The organism is Roseivivax sp., from assembly GCF_054552075.1.
Genome location: NZ_JBTOLZ010000001.1, coordinates 38,996 through 55,711 on the forward strand (window position 1 = coordinate 38,996; position 16,716 = coordinate 55,711).

Annotated in this window: 13 protein-coding genes and 1 tRNA gene; 4 read left to right on the forward strand and 10 right to left on the reverse strand. The window is 69.1% G+C overall.

What is annotated here, in order from left to right:
* Nucleotides 1-32: 32 nt before the first annotated feature.
* From ACX938_RS00180 to ACX938_RS00190, 3 genes are all read right to left on the reverse strand, one after another.
* Entirely contained in the window at nt 33-875 is an 843-nt protein-coding gene (locus tag ACX938_RS00180; RefSeq protein ID WP_459429510.1) for a patatin-like phospholipase family protein, read from the reverse strand.
* A 62-nt stretch (nt 876-937) separates the two neighbouring features.
* A complete protein-coding gene (locus tag ACX938_RS00185) occupies nt 938-2,113 on the reverse strand; it encodes an acetyl-CoA C-acetyltransferase (protein ID WP_232752563.1) in 1,176 nt (391 codons plus the stop codon).
* A 406-nt stretch (nt 2,114-2,519) separates the two neighbouring features.
* On the reverse strand, nt 2,520-3,395 hold the full coding sequence (locus ACX938_RS00190) for an EAL domain-containing protein (protein ID WP_459429511.1): 876 nt from the start codon (nt 3,393-3,395) through the stop codon (nt 2,520-2,522).
* Nucleotides 3,396-3,769: 374 nt separating this feature from the next.
* Between ACX938_RS00190 and rpsD the strand changes: the two genes are divergently transcribed.
* Nucleotides 3,770-4,390: a 30S ribosomal protein S4 gene (gene rpsD, locus ACX938_RS00195; protein WP_232752561.1), complete on the forward strand. Its 621-nt coding sequence runs from the start codon at nt 3,770-3,772 to the stop codon at nt 4,388-4,390.
* Between the two features lie 193 nt (nt 4,391-4,583).
* Here the strand turns inward: rpsD and ACX938_RS00200 are convergent, their stop codons facing one another.
* Nucleotides 4,584-4,793, reverse strand: a complete 210-nt coding sequence (locus ACX938_RS00200; RefSeq protein ID WP_232752560.1) for a DUF1127 domain-containing protein — start codon at nt 4,791-4,793, stop codon at nt 4,584-4,586.
* Nucleotides 4,794-5,107: 314 nt separating this feature from the next.
* A complete protein-coding gene (locus tag ACX938_RS00205) occupies nt 5,108-6,133 on the reverse strand; it encodes a LacI family DNA-binding transcriptional regulator (RefSeq protein ID WP_232752559.1) in 1,026 nt (341 codons plus the stop codon).
* A 117-nt stretch (nt 6,134-6,250) separates the two neighbouring features.
* Between ACX938_RS00205 and ACX938_RS00210 the strand changes: the two genes are divergently transcribed.
* Nucleotides 6,251-6,327: transfer RNA gene (locus ACX938_RS00210), tRNA-Arg, on the forward strand.
* A gap of 728 nt (nt 6,328-7,055) precedes the next feature.
* On the opposite strand, the gene ACX938_RS00215 is transcribed toward ACX938_RS00210, so the two are convergent.
* From ACX938_RS00215 to ACX938_RS00225, 3 genes are all read right to left on the reverse strand, one after another.
* Nucleotides 7,056-10,745 (reverse strand): Hint domain-containing protein, encoded by a 3,690-nt coding sequence (locus tag ACX938_RS00215; RefSeq protein WP_459429512.1) that lies wholly within the window; start codon nt 10,743-10,745, stop codon nt 7,056-7,058.
* Between the two features lie 562 nt (nt 10,746-11,307).
* The gene (locus ACX938_RS00220) at nt 11,308-12,012 is read right to left on the reverse strand and encodes a hypothetical protein (protein WP_232752558.1); all 705 of its coding nucleotides are present in this window, start codon (nt 12,010-12,012) and stop codon (nt 11,308-11,310) included.
* Nucleotides 11,984-12,268 (reverse strand): hypothetical protein, encoded by a 285-nt coding sequence (locus ACX938_RS00225; RefSeq protein WP_459429513.1) that lies wholly within the window; start codon nt 12,266-12,268, stop codon nt 11,984-11,986. The genes ACX938_RS00220 and ACX938_RS00225 overlap by 29 nt, the downstream gene beginning before the upstream one ends.
* A 212-nt stretch (nt 12,269-12,480) precedes the next feature.
* On the opposite strand from ACX938_RS00225, the gene ACX938_RS00230 reads away from it, so the two are divergent.
* Nucleotides 12,481-13,041, forward strand: coding sequence for a hypothetical protein (locus tag ACX938_RS00230; RefSeq protein ID WP_459429514.1), 561 nt, complete (start codon nt 12,481-12,483; stop codon nt 13,039-13,041).
* Between the two features lie 318 nt (nt 13,042-13,359).
* On the opposite strand, the gene trpS is transcribed toward ACX938_RS00230, so the two are convergent.
* Nucleotides 13,360-14,391 (reverse strand): tryptophan--tRNA ligase, encoded by a 1,032-nt coding sequence (trpS, locus tag ACX938_RS00235; RefSeq protein ID WP_459429515.1) that lies wholly within the window; start codon nt 14,389-14,391, stop codon nt 13,360-13,362.
* A 98-nt stretch (nt 14,392-14,489) separates the two neighbouring features.
* Between trpS and ACX938_RS00240 the strand changes: the two genes are divergently transcribed.
* Nucleotides 14,490-15,173 (forward strand): rhomboid family intramembrane serine protease, encoded by a 684-nt coding sequence (locus tag ACX938_RS00240; RefSeq protein WP_459429516.1) that lies wholly within the window; start codon nt 14,490-14,492, stop codon nt 15,171-15,173.
* Between the two features lie 52 nt (nt 15,174-15,225).
* Here ACX938_RS00240 and ACX938_RS00245 read toward each other — a convergent pair whose 3' ends face one another.
* The gene (locus tag ACX938_RS00245; protein ID WP_459429517.1) at nt 15,226-16,713 is read right to left on the reverse strand and encodes a phospholipase D-like domain-containing protein; all 1,488 of its coding nucleotides are present in this window, start codon (nt 16,711-16,713) and stop codon (nt 15,226-15,228) included.
* Nucleotides 16,714-16,716 lie beyond the last annotated feature (3 nt).

Below are 16,716 nucleotides of genomic sequence, written 5' to 3' on the forward strand. Positions count from 1 at the left end.
CCTTGATGCGCAACTTTATTGCTTAACGAAAATCACTTCTCTCCTGCCCCGTCAAGCAGCCGCCGGGCATCGCTGGCGCCCTGTGCCCAGGTGTCGCGCAGCTTCTGCGGGTCGGTGAAATCGATCTTGTCGGCGGGCGTCTCGTCACTGGGGTGCAGGTAATGGCGGTTCGGATCCTCGGGCAGCCTTCGGTAGGCGCGGGTCAGCAGGATCATCGTCCGGCCTTCGTCGGGCTCGGGCATGGGGGCCTGGTCGGCCATGCCGCCGTCGACCACCGGGCGGCCGTCCCAGAGCGGCGGCTCGAAGACCGGCGGGATCACCGCGGCGGCGCAGACCAGCTCGGAGAGCTTGCCCGCGCGCGTGGCGGCATTGGCATCGACCAGGCTGTAATCGAGCCCGAGCTTCTCGGCCCAGCCGAAATGCGGGGCGTTGACCGTGTGCAGCTCCGCCTCATAGGCCAGCGTCATGGCCGCGCCCGAGATCATCGGCGGCAGATGCGGCGGCGGATGGGCGATCAGCACCTGGAACTGCGGGCCCTCGGCGATGCGGCGGGCGACCTCATCGTCGAGCACCCGGTCGACCACCTCGCAGTAGATGGTCTGATGTGGGGTCAGGCCGCTCTCGCCCTTTTGGAAAAGGTCGAGGTTGCTGTCCTGTTCGGCGAAGGCCGCGCACATCTCGGACAGGAGGTGATGTTCCACCCCGCCGAGATAGGCCGCCCCGGCCAGCGCGCCGCCCGAGACGCCGGTGACCCGCGCGGGCGCAAGCGCCCTGTCCTTGGCCAGTTCGGTCATGAAGCCGCCCTGCCAGAAACAGCGCAGCCCGCCGCCTGAAAAGACGATCTGGTCGGGGCTATGGGGCAGCACCTGGCGCATGACGGCCTCGGCAGAGACAAAAAAGGCGGGGTCCGGGCCCCGCCTTCTTCGCCGCTATGCCGTTACGGGCGCTCGACGCACATGGCGACGCCCATGCCGCCGCCGATGCAGAGCGTGGCGAGGCCCTTCTTGGCGCCGCGGCGCTTCATCTCGAAGAGCAGCGTGTTCAGGACCCGCGCGCCGGAGGCGCCGATCGGGTGGCCGATGGCGATGGCGCCGCCGTTCACGTTCACGATCGAGGGGTCCCAGCCCATGTCCTTGTTCACCGCGCAGGCCTGGGCGGCGAAGGCCTCGTTGGCCTCCACGAGGTCGAGGTCCTCGGGCTTCCAGCCCGCCTTCTCGAGCGCCTTGCGGCTGGCGTGGATCGGGCCGACGCCCATGATCGCCGGGTCGAGGCCCGCGGTCGCATAGGAGACGATGCGCGCGAGCGGCTCGATGCCGCGCTTCTCGGCGGCCTCGGCCGACATCAGGAGCGCGCCGGCGGCGCCGTCGTTGATGCCCGAGGCGTTGCCCGCGGTGACCGTGCCGTCCTTGGCGAAGGCCGGGCGCAGCTTCTGCATGTTCTCGATGGTGGCGCCGTGGCGGATGTATTCATCCTTGTCGACCACGATGTCGCCCTTGCGGGTCTTGACGGTGAAGGGCACGACCTCGTCGTCGAACTTGCCGGCCTTCTGGGCGGCCTCGGCCTTGTTTTGCGAGGCCAGGGCGAATTCGTCCTGCTGTTCACGGCCGATCTGCCACTTCTCGGCGACATTCTCGGCGGTGTTGCCCATGTGGTAGCCGTTGAAGGCGTCCCAGAGGCCGTCGCGGATCATCGTGTCGATGTATTTCACGTCGCCCATCTTGTGGCCCGAGCGCAGATGCGCGGCATGGGCCGAGAGCGACATGCTTTCCTGGCCGCCGGCGCAGATGATCTCGGCATCGCCGAGCATGATGTGCTGGGCGCCAAGCGCCACGGCGCGCAGGCCCGAGCCGCAGACCTGGTTGATGCCCCAGGCCGCGCTTTCCTGCGGCAGGCCGGCGTTGATATGCGCCTGGCGGGCGGGGTTCTGGCCCTGGGCGGCGGTCAGCACCTGGCCGAGAATCGTCTCGGAGACCTCGGATTTGTCGATGCCGGCGCGGGCGACCAGCGCCTCGAGCACCGCGGCGCCGAGATCGTGGGCCGGGGTGGCGGCGAAAGCGCCGTTGAAGCTGCCCACCGCGGTGCGGGCGGCGGACGCGATCACGATGTTGGTCATGTGCGGTCTCCTCTCGTGCACTGGCGCGGGGCCGCATCGCGGCGGGCCCGTCGCTTTGGGCCCGTGGTAAAGGATGCAAGTGGAACGGGCAATATCGATGCCGGTCCTGTGGCGTGCGCGCGTGGGGGAGGCCGGGATGGCTGCGTGCGTGGTGGGCGCGCGTGGTGCCTGCGGGGGTGGTGAGCGACGCTGATGCGGGCGTGAGTTGGGGCGCGCCCCATGCGGGCTTGAGTTGGGGCTGCGATGATGCCCATGCGAGTGGGCGCGGCGGCGGTGTCGCGCCGGGACGGCCTCGGCCGCGACCCGCTCCTCATCCCGCACCCGGCGGCTGCATCGAGACCTGCTTTAGTGTGTGCGCAAGCGGTGGCGACGTGGTGCCCTGAGCGCTCTGAGCTGCGCTCCCCCCTCAGCCCACACCGGGCGGCTGCCAGGGCGGGGTCAGCGTCGGGGCGGCGTAGAAATAGCCCTGCAGGCAGTCGACCCCGGCCTCGGCCGCGAGCTCGGCGTCGGGCTGGCTCTCGATGCCCTGGGCGATGGTGAAGACGTCCAGCTCGCGCGCCAGTGCCAGCACGGCGCGCAGGAGGACCTGTTTCTCTCCCTCTTCGCTGAGCCCGCGCATGATGCCGCCGTCGATCTTCAGGATGTCGAAGGGAAAGCGCGTCAGCGTGCGCAGGTTGGTGGGCCCGGCGCCGAAATTGTCGAGCGCGAAGCTCACTCCTTCGGCCCCGTAGTGGCGCATGAAGTCGGTGACCAGCTCGGGCAGGCGCAGGGCCGATTCCTCGGTCACCTCGAGGATCAGCCGCTCGGCGATGCCGGGATCGGCGGTCAGCGCCTGCGACAGGAGCGTGGTGTATTTCTGAAAGCCGATGGAGCGGGCCGAGAGGTTCAGCGACAGCCGGATGCCCCGGTGCCGGGCCAGCACCCGCAACCCCTTTCCAAGCGCCAGGCAGTCGAGCAGGCGCCCGGCCTCTTCCTCCTCGATCTCGGTGATGAAGTCGCGGGCGGGAATGATTCGGCCCTGCGGGTCGAAGACCCGGGCCAGCCCTTCGTGGAAGGCCACCTTCTCGGCGTCGCGGGCCTGCACGATCGGCTGATAGGCCAGTTGCACCTGCCGCGCGCGGATCGCGGCGGCGGCGGTGCGCGGGGCCTCGTGGCTGTGCAGCCGCGCCAACGCATCAAGCGCGTTGCGCGGCGCCTCGGGATCGGGCGGCGGCGCGGGATCGCGCGGGGGCCGGTCACCCGGCCCGTGGCGCGCCGCATCCTCGGGCGGCAGGGGGTGCATGGATCGCAGGGCGCATCTCCTTCATAAAGGCCACCCGGCGGCGGCCCGGATGGCGGTGAGGCGCAGGGCACCGCGCACCGGCCCCCACCAGGGGCCCGCCCCCCGCATCACCCCCGGCACCGGGGTGGCGGAACGGGCCCGCGCATATCCTGCCCCCGCGCGCCTTACCGGGCGCTTAACGCAGGCCCGCATTCTGCCCAGTTGACACCGCGCCCGCGGGCGATATAAGCGCGCCTTCATTGGTGTTGGTGGCCCCCGCAAGGGGATGCCTGTCAGGGCCGGTGCGATGCACCGCAAAGCGCCCAGAGGACAACGCCCTTCCAAGGCTCCGGGCCGACCACCCGTCCGGCGCCGCATCAGAAGGAGATCAGACGGTGACCAAACGCACCTCTGCCAAGTACAAGCTCGACCGCCGGATGGGCGAAAACATCTGGGGTCGCCCGAAGTCCCCGGTCAACAAGCGTGAATACGCCCCCGGCCAGCACGGCCAGCGCCGCAAGGGCAAGATGTCCGACTTCGGTCTGCAGCTGCGCGCCAAGCAGAAGCTCAAGGGCCATTACGGCGACCTGACCGAGAAGCAGTTCCGCCGCATCTTCGCCGAAGCCGAGCGCCTGCGCGGAGACACCGGCGAGATCCTGATCGGCCTGCTGGAGCGCCGCCTCGACGCGGTGGTCTACCGCGCGAAGTTCGTGGCGACCGTCTTCGCCGCGCGCCAGTTCGTGAACCACGGCCACGTGCTGGTGAACGGCCGCAAGGTGAACATCCCCTCCTACCGCGTGAAGGAAGGCGACGTCATCGAGGTCCGCGAGAAGTCCAAGCAGCTCGCATCGGTGATCGAAGCCAGCCAACTGCCCGAGCGCGACGTGCCGGACTACATCGAGGCCGACCACTCCAAGATGACCGCGACCTTCGTGCGTCAGCCGGGCCTCTCGGACGTGCCCTTCGCCGTCCAGATGGAACCGAACCTCGTCATCGAATTCTACGCGCAGAACTGATCCTTTTCGGTTCCGCGCCGCTTATCGGGAAAGGCCGTGCCCCTCGGGTGCGGCCTTTTCTTTTGGGGCCTCTTTGGGCGGGCGTGTCCGCGCCGGGCATGGTCCGCATCTGCCGCGCGCGCATAAAAAAACGGGCCCGCCCGGGGATCGCCCGGGCCGGCCCGATTTCTTCGGCAAATTGCCGAGCGCGGTCTCAGATGTAGTAGAGATCGCCGTAGACGTGGCGCGCGATGTCGGTGCGCTTCAGGCCGCGTTCGGCCAGTTCCTCGTCGCTCATCTCGTTCAGTTCACGGGCGAGACGGACGCGGGAGTTCGATTCGGCGACATGCACGAAGAAATCGAGAATCGCGCCGAAGAAGCCGCGGCTCGCGCCGGTGTTTGCGGTGGTGTCTGCGAATGCCATAACAGGATCTCCGTTGACGGTTGATCCTCCCCTTGACACGGGAGATATGGCGCGGGCCGCGCGGCTTCCACCGCTCTTTCTGCAACGCGGCATCCCGGCTCCTGCATGTCTCCGGGCGGCTGGCGGGACAGGGCTCTGGAAGGCGTGCGGGTCTCAGGCCGGGGCCAATCGGGGGCGGCCGGGGCCACCCCCTTCTTTGGTGCTGAAAGGCTGGCTTGAAATGGGCGCGGGGCCGGCTGCGGTCACGATCCGGCGCGGGCGGCCCGAACACGGGGCCGAGGATAGCGCGCCTTCCGTAACAGCTTGATGACCCGTCAGCGCTTCTTCAGCGTGTCCCCGGGGGCGACCTTGGGGGCCAGCTCGACGATGCGGTCGATCTCGGAATGGGGGTTGTCGACGAGCGTGGCGACGATCTCCGCGGCGCGGCGGCCGATCTCGGTCCGGCCCGCGTCCATGGTGGCGAGACGGCGCGGCAGCCCGTCCAGGAGCTCGACGTCGTTGAAGCCCGCGAGCCCGATCTTGCCGGGCACGTCGATCCCCGCCTCGAGCAGGTAGAGAAGCCCGCCCGCGCCGATCATGTCGTTGGAATAATAGAGGAAATCGAGCTCGGGCGTGCGCTCCAGCATGGCCTGGGTCAGCTCGCGCCCCTTGGCGAGCGAGGAGCCGCCGGAGTAGAATTCCTGGTCCATGACCTCGATCCCGGCCTTGGCGAGCGTCTCGGTGAAGCCCTCGAAGCGCTTCCGGGCCCGGTGGTCGAGCGGCATCTTGGTGCCCATGAAGCCGATGTTGGTATAGCCCGCCTTGAGGATCGCCTGGGCCATCTCGCGGCCTGCGCGGCGGTGCGAGATGCCGACCATGGCGTCGATCGGCGTGCCGTCGGTGTCCATGATCTCGACGACCGGGATACCCGAGGCCGAGAGCATGGCGCGCGAGGCGTCGGAATGTTCGAGCCCCGCGATGATCACCGAGGAGGGCCGCCAGGAGAGCATCTCGTAGAGGACGCGCTCTTCCTTCTCGGGCAGGTAGTCGGTGACGCCGACGACGGGCTGCAGCTCGGTGTCCTCGAGGACCGCGCTGATGCCGCTGAGGACCTCGGGGAAGACCATGTTGCGCAAGGAGGGAATGATCACCGCGACCAGGTTGACCCGCTGGCTGGCCAGGGCGCCGGCGATCTTGTTGGGCACATAGCCCAGGGATTTCGCCGCTTCGAGCACCTTTTCGCGGGTGGCCTGGCTCACGTCGCCGCGGTTGCGCAGCACCCGGCTGACGGTCATTTCCGAGACGCCCGAGGCTTCCGAGACATCGCGCAGGGTCAGCGGGCGGGGGGGCGTCGTCGACAAGGGCGGATCCTCAATCTGTCGCTTGCCAGAAGAGGTTAGCCCATTGTGCTCGGCGGCTACAAGCAGCCTCGTCGGAGGGTGACAGCCGGTGGCGCAGAGGCTACAAGGCGCCGCAGCGGCCCCGTGGCTCAACTGGATAGAGCAGCCCCCTCCTAAGGGGCAGGTTCCAGGTTCGAATCCTGGCGGGGTCGCCAGTAAGTTTCTGAGAAATAACGGGAATTTCAAATCCCGGCGGGTTTCGCCGTGCGTGTTCGCAAAGCGTGCATGTCACGGCATGTTGCGGCGCAGCACGGTATGGCGTGCAATTTCGCGGGATGTCGCGGCATGGGCGCCCAAAATCCGCCCAAGGGCTGGATCCGCAAGCCGTTAGCGTGAAACGAAAAAGCCCTCTCGGGGAGGTGCCGGGAGGGCGGTTGGGGCGGCGTCTGGCACGCGGTTGGGCAGGTGTTCTGCGCGGGATAGGCGTCCGGTCCGAAGCTGGGTGCCCGCGACGGGCGCGCCCCGATATGTGAAGGTGCAGCACCGGGGCGGACCACCTACCGGCGCCACCCGCCCCAATTCCGACCTCTCCACCCGAGGGCGCGCGCCGGACCGGGGGCCGGCGCTGCTACGCTTCGAGCGATGCGCTTTATCCATGCAAGGTCAGGGCTAGCGGAGAGATAGGCACGCCATCCGAAGGAGCGCCGGCCCATCGGGCCGGTCCGGCGCGCGCCCGGCACCTTCGGTGCTATTCGGGCGCAAGGGGGTGGGCTGGGGTTTTGAACGTTGCGCGCTGTTCGAGCGCAAGGGGACGGGCATGGTGACTGCGCGTCTCGAGTTGTTCGGATGCGGGCATGCGGTGCGGCTAAGGAAGGGCGGTTCGTCTAGAGATGAACGATCCGGCTAATCCCAGCCGGTCTCTCACCACTAGCCCCTCCCCCCCTCACGCCGCCGGCGTCAGCGCCTTCAAATGCTCGGGCAAGGCGCCCATCCGGCTGTAGGGCCGGGCGCTCTCGCCGTACCAGCTGTCCGGGGCACGGCCGAGCATCTCGGGGAACAGGATCCCCAGTTCCGCCCGGATCGGCGCGGCGAGGGCGCCCAGGGCCAGCGGGCCGGGGTAGAAGCTCTCCGACGGCGCGCCATTGGCGAAGATCACCTCGTGGCGGGCGCACATCAGGTGGTAGTATGTCACCGCGCGGCAGCCGTTCATCACCCGTGCCTGGCCGCCGTCGAGCCGCGCCAGATGCGTCGCGCGCATCAGGATGTCCTCGCCGTCCTGGCGCAGCACCACCCCGTGCTGCGGCGAGACCACCAGCGGCGCGGTGCCGCCCGAGAGCCCCGGCGCGATCTCCACCGGCAGCAGATGCGGCGCATGTGCGAGCTTGCGCTTGCCGAGATGGCGCCGCCCGATCCAGAGCACCTCCTGCAGCCCGTTGTCGAGCGTCTCGACCCGGTCGCCGGGCCGCAGCGCCTCGATCGGCACCTCGCCGCGCGCGGTGCGGATCAGCGTGCCGGTGGTGAAACAGACCACGCCGGTGTTCTCGGCGGTGTAATAGGAGCGGTCGGCGCTGGCGCCCTTGAAGGTCAGGCTGCCGGTGCCGAACTGGCTGTTGTCGGAGTAATCCACCGCCTGGCCGCGGGAATCCGCGGCGTTGGACTGGTTCAGAACCCCGTCGTCGGCCTGGTCGGCGTAGAGCTCGGAGATGTGGTCGTAATAGCCCGAGAGGTCGATGAAGTCGTTGTTGGCGCTGTCGCCGTCCTCGAGCCCGCCGGTGTTGCCGGTGTTGAAATCGTTGATCGTGTCGCTGCCGTCGCCCGCGGCATAGGTGAAGACGTCGTTGCCAGTGCCGCCCGAGAGCGCGTCGTCCCCCGCCCCGCCGGTCAAGAGGTCGTCGCCCGCATCGCCCGAGAGCGTGTCGTTGCCGGTGCCGCTGACGATCGTGTCGTTGTCCGCCCCGCCGTCGAGGAAGTTGCGGTCGCCGCCGGTGACCGAGATCGAATCCGCGCCGGCCTCGCCGTAGATCGTGTCCTGCGAGCCGGCGTCGGTCTCGGCCGAGGTGATCGTGTCGTTGCCGTCACCGCCGAGGATCAGGTCGCTGTCGCCCTGGGCATATTCCTCGCCCGCCTCGATCCGGTCGTTGCCGGCGCCGCCGAAGATCGTGTCGCCGCGGTCGCCGCCGTCGATGCTGTCGTCGCCGCTGCCGCCCTCGATCGAATCCTCGCCCGAGCCGGTCGAGATCGTGTCATTGCCGGAGCCGCCGAAGACCGTGTCCTGCTGGGCGGAATCGCGGCTCTGGTCGGCGGTGAAACTGTCGTTGCCGCCGCCCATCTCGACCCAGGCGCCGGCGGTGGGCTGGGCGCTGGCATCGACGGAATCGTCGTGATCGGTGAGCCTGAGGCGCTCGATCCCGGTGAAGCTCAGCGTGTCGGTGCCGTCGGTGATCGTCCCGGCCTCGTCGCCGGTGTAGGTTACCGTGACCGGCCCGGAGAGCGCCGAGAGGTCGATCATGTCGACATCCGAGCCGGTCTCACCGCCCTCGATGGTGTCGGCGCCGAAGCCGTCCTCGATGATGAAGGTGTCCGAGCCTCCGTCGCCGGTCATGCTGTCCGCGCCGCGCCCGCCGACCAGCCGGTCGTTGTCGGCGCCGCCGTGCATGGTGTCGCTGCCCTCGCCGCCCTCGAGCGTGTCGTCGCCCTCTGTGGCGGTGATGCTGTCGTCGCCGGTGCCGCCCACCAGGCTGTCGTCACCCGAGGAGTTCGACAGCGTGTCGTTGCCCGCGCCACCGATCAGCGTGTCCTCGCCGGTGCCGGTGAAGAGCATGTCGTCGCCGTCGCCGCCGTCGATGTAGTCCGAGCCCTCGCCGCCCCAGATCGTGTCGCCGCCGCTGCCGCCCAGCACCACGTCGTTGCCTGCGCTTTCGGCCACGCGGATGCCGCGGGTCGTGGCGGTGGCGTCGATGCGGTCGTCGAAGCCGGTCAAAGTGAAGGCTTCGATGTCGGAGAAGCTGGCGCGGTCGCTGCCGGCGCTGAAGGCGCCCGCCTCGTTGCCCGAATAGGTGACCGTGACCGCCCCGGTCAGCGCCGAGAAATCCACCGTGTCGCTGTCGGTGCCGCCGCTGCCGCCGAGGATCGTGTCGGCGCCGAAGTCATCCTCGAGGATGAAGAGGTCGTCGTCGTGCTCGCCGCTGAGGTAGTCCGCCCCGAGCCCGCCGATCAGCGTGTCGGAATCGTGCCCCGCCCAGATCGTGTCCGAGCCCGCGCCGCCGTCGATCAGGTTGCGCCCGGCGTGCTGTTCGCCGCTGGCGTCGTCGATGCGGTCGTTGCCCTCGCCGCCGAAGACCGTGTCGTCGCCGCCGCCGTAAAGCACGGTGTCGTCGCCGAGGCCCGCGTCGATCCACTGGGTGCCGCTGGTGACCCCGCCCTCGATGTCGTCGATCAGGTCGTCGCCCGCGCCCGCCGCGACGGTATCCGCCCCGTCGCCGAGGTAGATCGTGTCGTCGCCCGAGCCGCCCCGCAACAGGTCGGCACCGCCGCCGGCCTCGATCTGGATGCCGCCGGTGGTGGCGCTGGCGTCGATGGTCTCGGCCCGATCGGAAAGGATCACCCGCTCGATCTCGGAGAAGCTCAGCGTGTCGGTGCCATCGGTGATCGTGCCGGATTCGTCGCCGGTATAGGTCAGCGTCACCGGGTCGGTGACCAGCGAGAAGTCGAGCACGTCGAAATCCCGCCCGCCCTCGCCGCCGATGACCGTGTCGTTGCCGAAGTCATTGCTGGCCAGGAAGGTGTCGGCGTCGTCGCCGCCCATCAGCAGGTCGCCCGCCAGTTCCAGCGGCATATCGGTGGTGAAAGCCTCGCGCAGGTCGGCGCCGCGGTCGTCGCTGTAGATCAGGAAGGATTGGACGTTGCCGTTCTCATAGGCCAGGGCGACCTCGTAGTAGCCGTCGCCCGCGTAGTGCTTGGCCGCGACCGGGACCTCCTGCAGGACGATCTTGTCGAGCCCGAAGTCGAAGTTGTGCAGCGTCAGCGTGCCGGTCTCGTTGGTGGTCTCGACCACCACGTAATCGGCCTCGCCGTCGCCCTCGCCGCTGTCGCGCGACTGGCCGAGGCGCAGCGTGGTGCTGCTGCCCTCTGCGGCGGCCCAGGTGAAATAGTCCTGGCCCGAGCTGCCCTGCACCCGGTCGACGAGGCCCGCGGCCTTCCAGTCGATGCGGGTGCCGCCGCCCTGGCCGCCGTCCGAGCTGGTCAGGATGAGGTCGTTGCCCGCGCCGCCCGAGACGGTGTCATTGCCGCCCGCGGCGTCGATGATGTCGTCGCCGGCGTTGCCCTCGATCAGCTCGCCCGCCTCCGAGCCGCCGTAGAGGTCCGCGCCCGCGCCGCCCGCGTAGCTGGTGAAGGAGGACAGCCCGGTCAGCCCGCCCAGCGTCGCGTCGACCCCGCCGATGCCGCCCGAGCCCACGGTGAACCAGCTGTCGCCGTCGTGGATGTAGAGGTAGTTGCCGCCATAGGCGTGGTAGACGGTGAAATCCGAGGGCAGGGCGCTGAAGTCGAGCGTATGGCCCGAGCCGGTCTCGATGATCGAACCCCAGAACTTGGGGTCGTTGTAGTTGGAACTCGTTACCGAATACGTCGCCATCCTGCCCGGCCTTTCACCCCGCGGGCGCTGGGCCGGGGTGATCCGGCGGGCGCGCTTCGGGGCCTCTGCTCGCGGTCCGGGGGGTGGGGGGCTGCTTGCGCATCAGGGGCGGTGAGTGTGGTCTGCCCCCTACGGTCATATGCGCCGGACGGCCCTGCCGCGCGGCGCCGCGTGCGAAAAGCACGCCGCTGCTGTTGACCCTTGCCTCTGCGATCACGGCTTCCCCGGCCGATTGTTGATCTTTGACAAATGGTTAACCGCAGATCGTGGCGGAAACGTGGCGAAATGTGGCGGAAATAAGGCAATTGGTTGGGCGTGGAGCGGGGCGTCGGGCGGCCTTTCGGTGCGGGAGCGAGAGGGGGAGGGCGCGCCTTGGTGCCCCGCGTCTTGAGGAACTGGTGTCGGGGCGGCAGCTCCATGGTTTAGTGGAGCAGCGGCACCGGCCACGGTGCGGAGGGCGGCACAGAAGGCCGCGCCTCAAACGCGCGCCCACTCTGGCCACACCACAGACCCCGGCCCGGTCTCCCGCCGTGCCAGCTCCCGCAGGCCGCCACAGCCCGCCTCAGATCACCTCGATCACGTCCCGGTCGACCGCCAGCACGTAGCCGCGCTTGGCGATGGTCTTGACCAGCAGCTCGCTCACCAGCTGGTTGCCGAGCCCGTCGCGCAGGCGTTTCACCCGGGTCGCGCCCGCCGCCTCCTCGCAGTCGGATTCGTCGCGCCCCGAGATCATCGCCTCGATCTGGGTGCCGGTCAGCATCTCCTCGTCGAGCCGCGCCTCGGCCAGGATCGCCAGGGTCTCCATCATCGCCTCGGTCAGCTTGAAGCCCATGGTGTTGAGATAGACCGTGTTCTCGCTGCGGCTGATGATCAGCGAGCGGACCTCGATGCCCGAGCGTTCGATCGCCGCCATGCGCCGGTTCAGCCCCACCAGCATGACCAGCGACACCAGCGCGGTCATCAGGAGGGCGGTGGCGAAGATCAGCAGCACGAAGATCGTCACCCGGTAGCTCTCGAGCGTCTCCGCGAAGGCGGTGCCCGACTGCGCGAGGATCTCCAGGAGCTTGATCTCGGCCTGGGCGGTCAGGTCGTCGTTCTCGATGAAGAGCCGCTCCACCCGGTCGTTGAAGGCGCCCGCGTCGGGCAGGGTGGCGAAAAGCCAGACCCCGGCCACGATCAGGAGAAGCAGGATCGCGGCGATGCCGAAGCCCACCACCCGCGCGCCCGAGCGGCGCGCCTCAGTAACGGAGAAAGTGTTGTCCGGCACTGTCCTTCCTTTCCTCGAGACCCTCTTCGCCGAAGGTCGAGACAATGTTCAAGAGGGTCCAGCCCGCGCGGTCGAGCCGCGGCGCCAGGGCGCTGGCCGCGCCATCGCGCGAACAGGCGTCGTCGGGGACCTCGGCGACGCCGTAGTGCAGGCGCAGCGGGTCCTCGCGCTTGGCCTTGTAGTCGGCGTAGCAGGCCGCCTCGGCGGCCGCCGGCGTCAGGGCCAGCGCAAGAAGGAGGGGAAGGACGGTTTTCATGGGCCCGAGAGTGACCCGGCGCGCCCGGTCGATCAATAACCGCAGGGCGGCGGCGGGGCGATATGTGATAACCTCGACCCGGACATTGCCTGACCGCCGGGGGCGGGCGGATCCTTCTCGGTGGCGGCCCCCTGGCGTCCTGACGCGTCACCTGTCCGGCGCGGGCGCCCCGGGGGCCGCCATCCGATCCGACGCTAAAGAGGAGACCTGCCATGTCCCGCCGTTTCATCGCCCTGATCCTGGCCGCCAGCACCGCCATCGCCGCCTCGGCCAGTGGGGCCCGCGCCGATCAGACCCAGGATATCGCCAAGATCGTCGGCGGCATCGCGCTTCTTTACATCGTCGGAGAGGCGCTTTCGGCCGAGGCCGACCGCGAGAAGGACAAGAAGAAAGAGAAGGCGAAGGCCAAGGCCAAGGCGCGCCAGGCCAAGCACGGGCCTGCATCGCCCTATTACACCCACCGCCACGAGGGCTACGGCGCGCATCAGCACCGCCGCGACCACAGCCACCGCCACGACCGCTGGGCCGAGAACCACTGGGCCGCGACCCTGCCCGCCGAATGCCGGGTGCGGCTTGACGGCGAGCGCCACGCCTCGGGCAAGCCCCGCGCCCGGGTGGTCTATCCCCAGCGCTGCCTGGCGCGGAATTTTGCCGCCCACGAGAGCCTGCCGCGTCAATGCGCCTTCCGCGTCGAGACCACGCGCGGCAAGCGGCTGGTCTACGGCGAGCGCTGCCTGGACCGGAAGGGCTACCACACGCCCAGCCGGCGGTGAGGGGGGCATCAGCGCCGCGCATCCCTTTCAACCCGTGCAACAGAGGGCGCGCGCCGGACCGGGGGCCGGCGCTGCCTCACTCCGAGCGGCGCGCTTTATGGCAGCAAGGTCAGGGCTAGTCGCGATCTATGCGCACCGCCCACAAGAGCGCCGGCCCAAGGGGCCGGTCCGGCGCGCGCCCGGCACCTTCGGTGCTGTTCGGGCGCAAGAAGAGGGACATGGGATTTTGAGGGTGGCGCCAGTTTTTGAACACCCGCAATCCCAAACAAAAAAGGGCCGGATCGCTCCGGCCCCTTCGCGTCTCAATGCAGCCCCGGCTCAGCGCACCATGCCGATGATCTCATAGGTCTTCTTCAGCACCGGCTCTGCGCGCTCGCGGGCGCGTTCGGCGCCGCGGGCGAGGATCGCGTCGATCTCGCCGGGCTCTTCCATCAGCCGCGCCATCTCGGTGGAGATCGGCGCCAGCTTCTCGACCGCCAGCTCCGACAGCGCCGGCTTGAAGGCCGAGAACTGCTGGCCGCCGTGCTCCGCCAGGACCTCGGCCACGGTCTGATCGGCGAGCGCGGCGTAGATGTTCACCAGGTTGCGCGCCTCGGGGCGCTCGCTCAGGCCCTCGGCCTCCGAGGGCAGGGCCTCGGGGTCGGTGCGCGCCTTGCGGATCTTCGCGGCGATCGTGTCGGCATCGTCGGTCATGTTGATCCGGCTCATGTCCGAGGGATCGCTCTTCGACATCTTCTTCGAGCCGTCGCGCAGCGACATGACGCGGGTCGCGGCCCCCTCGATCACCGGTTCGGTCAGCGGGAAGAAATCCACATCATAGTCGTGGTTGAACTTCGCCGCGATGTCGCGCGTCAGCTCCAGGTGCTGCTTCTGGTCCTCGCCCACGGGCACATGGGTGGCGTGATAGACCAGGATGTCGGCGGCCATCAGCGCGGGATAGGCAAAGAGCCCCAGCGAGGCCTGCTCGGCGTTCTTGCCGGCCTTGTCCTTGAACTGGGTCATGCGCTTCATCCAGCCCATGCGGGCGACGCAGTTGAAGATCCAGCCCAGCTGGGCGTGCTCGGGCACCTGGCTCTGGTTGACCAGGATCGACTGCTCGGGGTCGATGCCCGCGGCGATGAAGCCCGCGCAAAGCTCGCGGGTGTTGCGGCGCAGCGCGCCCGGGTCCTGCCAGACGGTGATCGCATGCATGTCGACCATGCAGTAGATGGTCTCGTAATCCGCGCCCTGCATGTCGACGAAGCGCTTGATCGCGCCCAGGTAATTGCCCAGCGTCAGCCCGCCCGAGGGCTGGATGCCGGAAAACACGCGCGGGGCGAAATTGGCGAGGTTGGAAGGCGCCTCGGACATGGGGTCACTCGCTGCTGGAAGCTGCTGGAAAACGGGTTCGCGGTGGCTTACCCATGGCCCGGAGACGCGTCAAGCCAACCTCCCCGGGAGAGCGCCCAGTGAGCAGCGACCACAACGCCAGCCCCTTCAACACGATCCCGCCGGTCACCGTGGCGCTGGTCCTGCTCATGGCGGGCACGGAGCTGGCCTTCTCGCTCGGGGCGCGCGGCATCCTGGGCGGGCCGGGCGCCATCGGCTGGCGGGTGCAGGGCATCGAGACCTATGCCTTCCTCGGCGAGATCATGCACTGGATGGTCGAGACCGGGCGCTACCCGGCCGAACACCTGCTGCGGTTCCTGAGCTATCCCTTCCTGCACGGCAGCTTCACCGCGGCGCTGTTCGCCTGCGTGATGCTGTTGGCGCTGGGCAAGATCGTGGGCGAGGCCATGGGCCCCCTGCGGATGCTGGCGGTTTTCGTGACCAGCACGGTCCTCTCGGCGGTTTTCTACGGGATGCTGGTGCGGGACGTGCCGCTGATCGGGGCCTTTCCGCCGATCTACGGGCTGATCGGGGCCTTCACCTATCTCCTCTGGCTGAAGCTCGGCCAGATGGGCGAGGCGCAGATCCGGGCCTTCACGCTGATCGGCGTGCTCCTGGGGCTGCAACTGGTCTTCGGGCTGCTCTTCGGCGGCGGGCCCTATTGGATCGCCGAGATCGCGGGCTTCGTGGTGGGCTTCGGCATGTCGGTGGTGCTGGTGCCGGGCGGGTTCGCGCGGCTGCTCGAGCGGCTGCGGGCACGCTAAGGGGCTAAAGTCAGCGCCTGATAGGCGGGCTGCCTGGGGTGTCGCCCCTTCCTCAGAACATATCTGCGGGCAAGAGCGGCAGGTAGCGCGAGAAGCGCCGCGCGCGGCCGATCGGATAGGGCAGGGCGAAGCCGCTGCGCTCCTCTGGCGGCAGGGTGCTGTTGTCCTCGGCCACGGCGCGCCAATGCGAAGCCTGCCGGCTGTCGCCCTCGGCGGCCCTGGCGCCCAGCCATTTGCCCGCCAGCCGCTCGCGCAGGCCCTGCACCGTGCCGGGATCGCGGAAGAGCACCGAGGCCTCGGTGTCCCAGCGCATCGACCGCCCGTTGAGATTGGCCGAGCCCACCAGCCCGAAGGCGTCGTCGATCAGCACCACCTTGGCATGCACGTAGATCGGCGCCGCGCCATGCAGCCGCTCGGGATGGTCGTTCTCGGTGCTCTTGGTCTGCGCCGGGGTCACGATCGCCAGCCGCTTTCCATAGGCGCGGGTCAGATCGTTCAGCGCATGGGTCTGCAGCGCATGGGCGTGGCGCGCGTTGAGGCTGCGGTCGCCGTCGTAAAGCACCCGCTCGGGCTCGACCGGCAAGAGCACCACCAACGTCAGCTCGGGCTGGGCCTCGGCGGCGCGGATCAGCGCCCGGACGATCGGGCGGTGCCGCAGGAACTGGGTTTCGAGGTAGATGTGCTTCCGCGCCTCCGCGAAGGCCCGGATCAGCGTCTCCTCGTGTTCGGGGTAGCGCGGGCGCGGGCTGAAGGCGAAGGGTCCGCGCATCGGCACCGATAGGGTGCGCACCAGCCGCAGATCCGAGGCGCCCTGGGTGCGGGGCTCGGCGGGCATGGCCTGGGCGCGGGTGCCGAGGTCGGCGGCCTCACCCTCCAGCGCGGCGTTCCAGGTGTCGATGAAATGGCCGCGCGCCTGGCGGGCCACGTCGCCCTCGATGGCGACCGAGACGTCGTGCCAGGTCTCCTCGCCCGAGCCTTCATGGGCATTGGTGTCCCAGCGCCGTTCGTTCACGTCGAGCCCGCCGATCACCGCCGCGCGGTCGTCGACCACGGCAAGCTTCTGGTGGATCGAGACCGGCCTGAGGCGCGGGCGCAGCTTCAGGACCGCGCGCTGCACCGGGGTCAGCTTGTTCGGATCGGCGTTGCGCAGGTGCTGGAGCTTCTCGGTGATCTTGGTCCAGAGCATCTGCCGCCAGAGCCAGCCGACCTCCTGGGCATGCGGCGCGCAAAGGATCTGGGTGTCGCCCTCGGCCCGGTCGGCAAAGCGCGAGGCCGCCGCCCAGGCGTCGCGGTGCAGCCCCGCTGCAAACAGCGGGTCGAAGTCGGAAAGCAGGATGCGGACCGCGATGCCCCGGCTCGAGACCCAGGCGATCAGGTCCGACCAATCCTCGAGCCCGCGCTCGCGCAGCTCGGACGCGCGCAGCTTGGTGCCAGGCTCGAGCACCCGGAAGGAGAGAAGCACCTCGCGCTCCGCCGAGGCGACCAGCCGCTCGAGCGCGGGGAAGACCTCTTCGGCGGTGACGAGCGGCTTGGGTGTCATCTC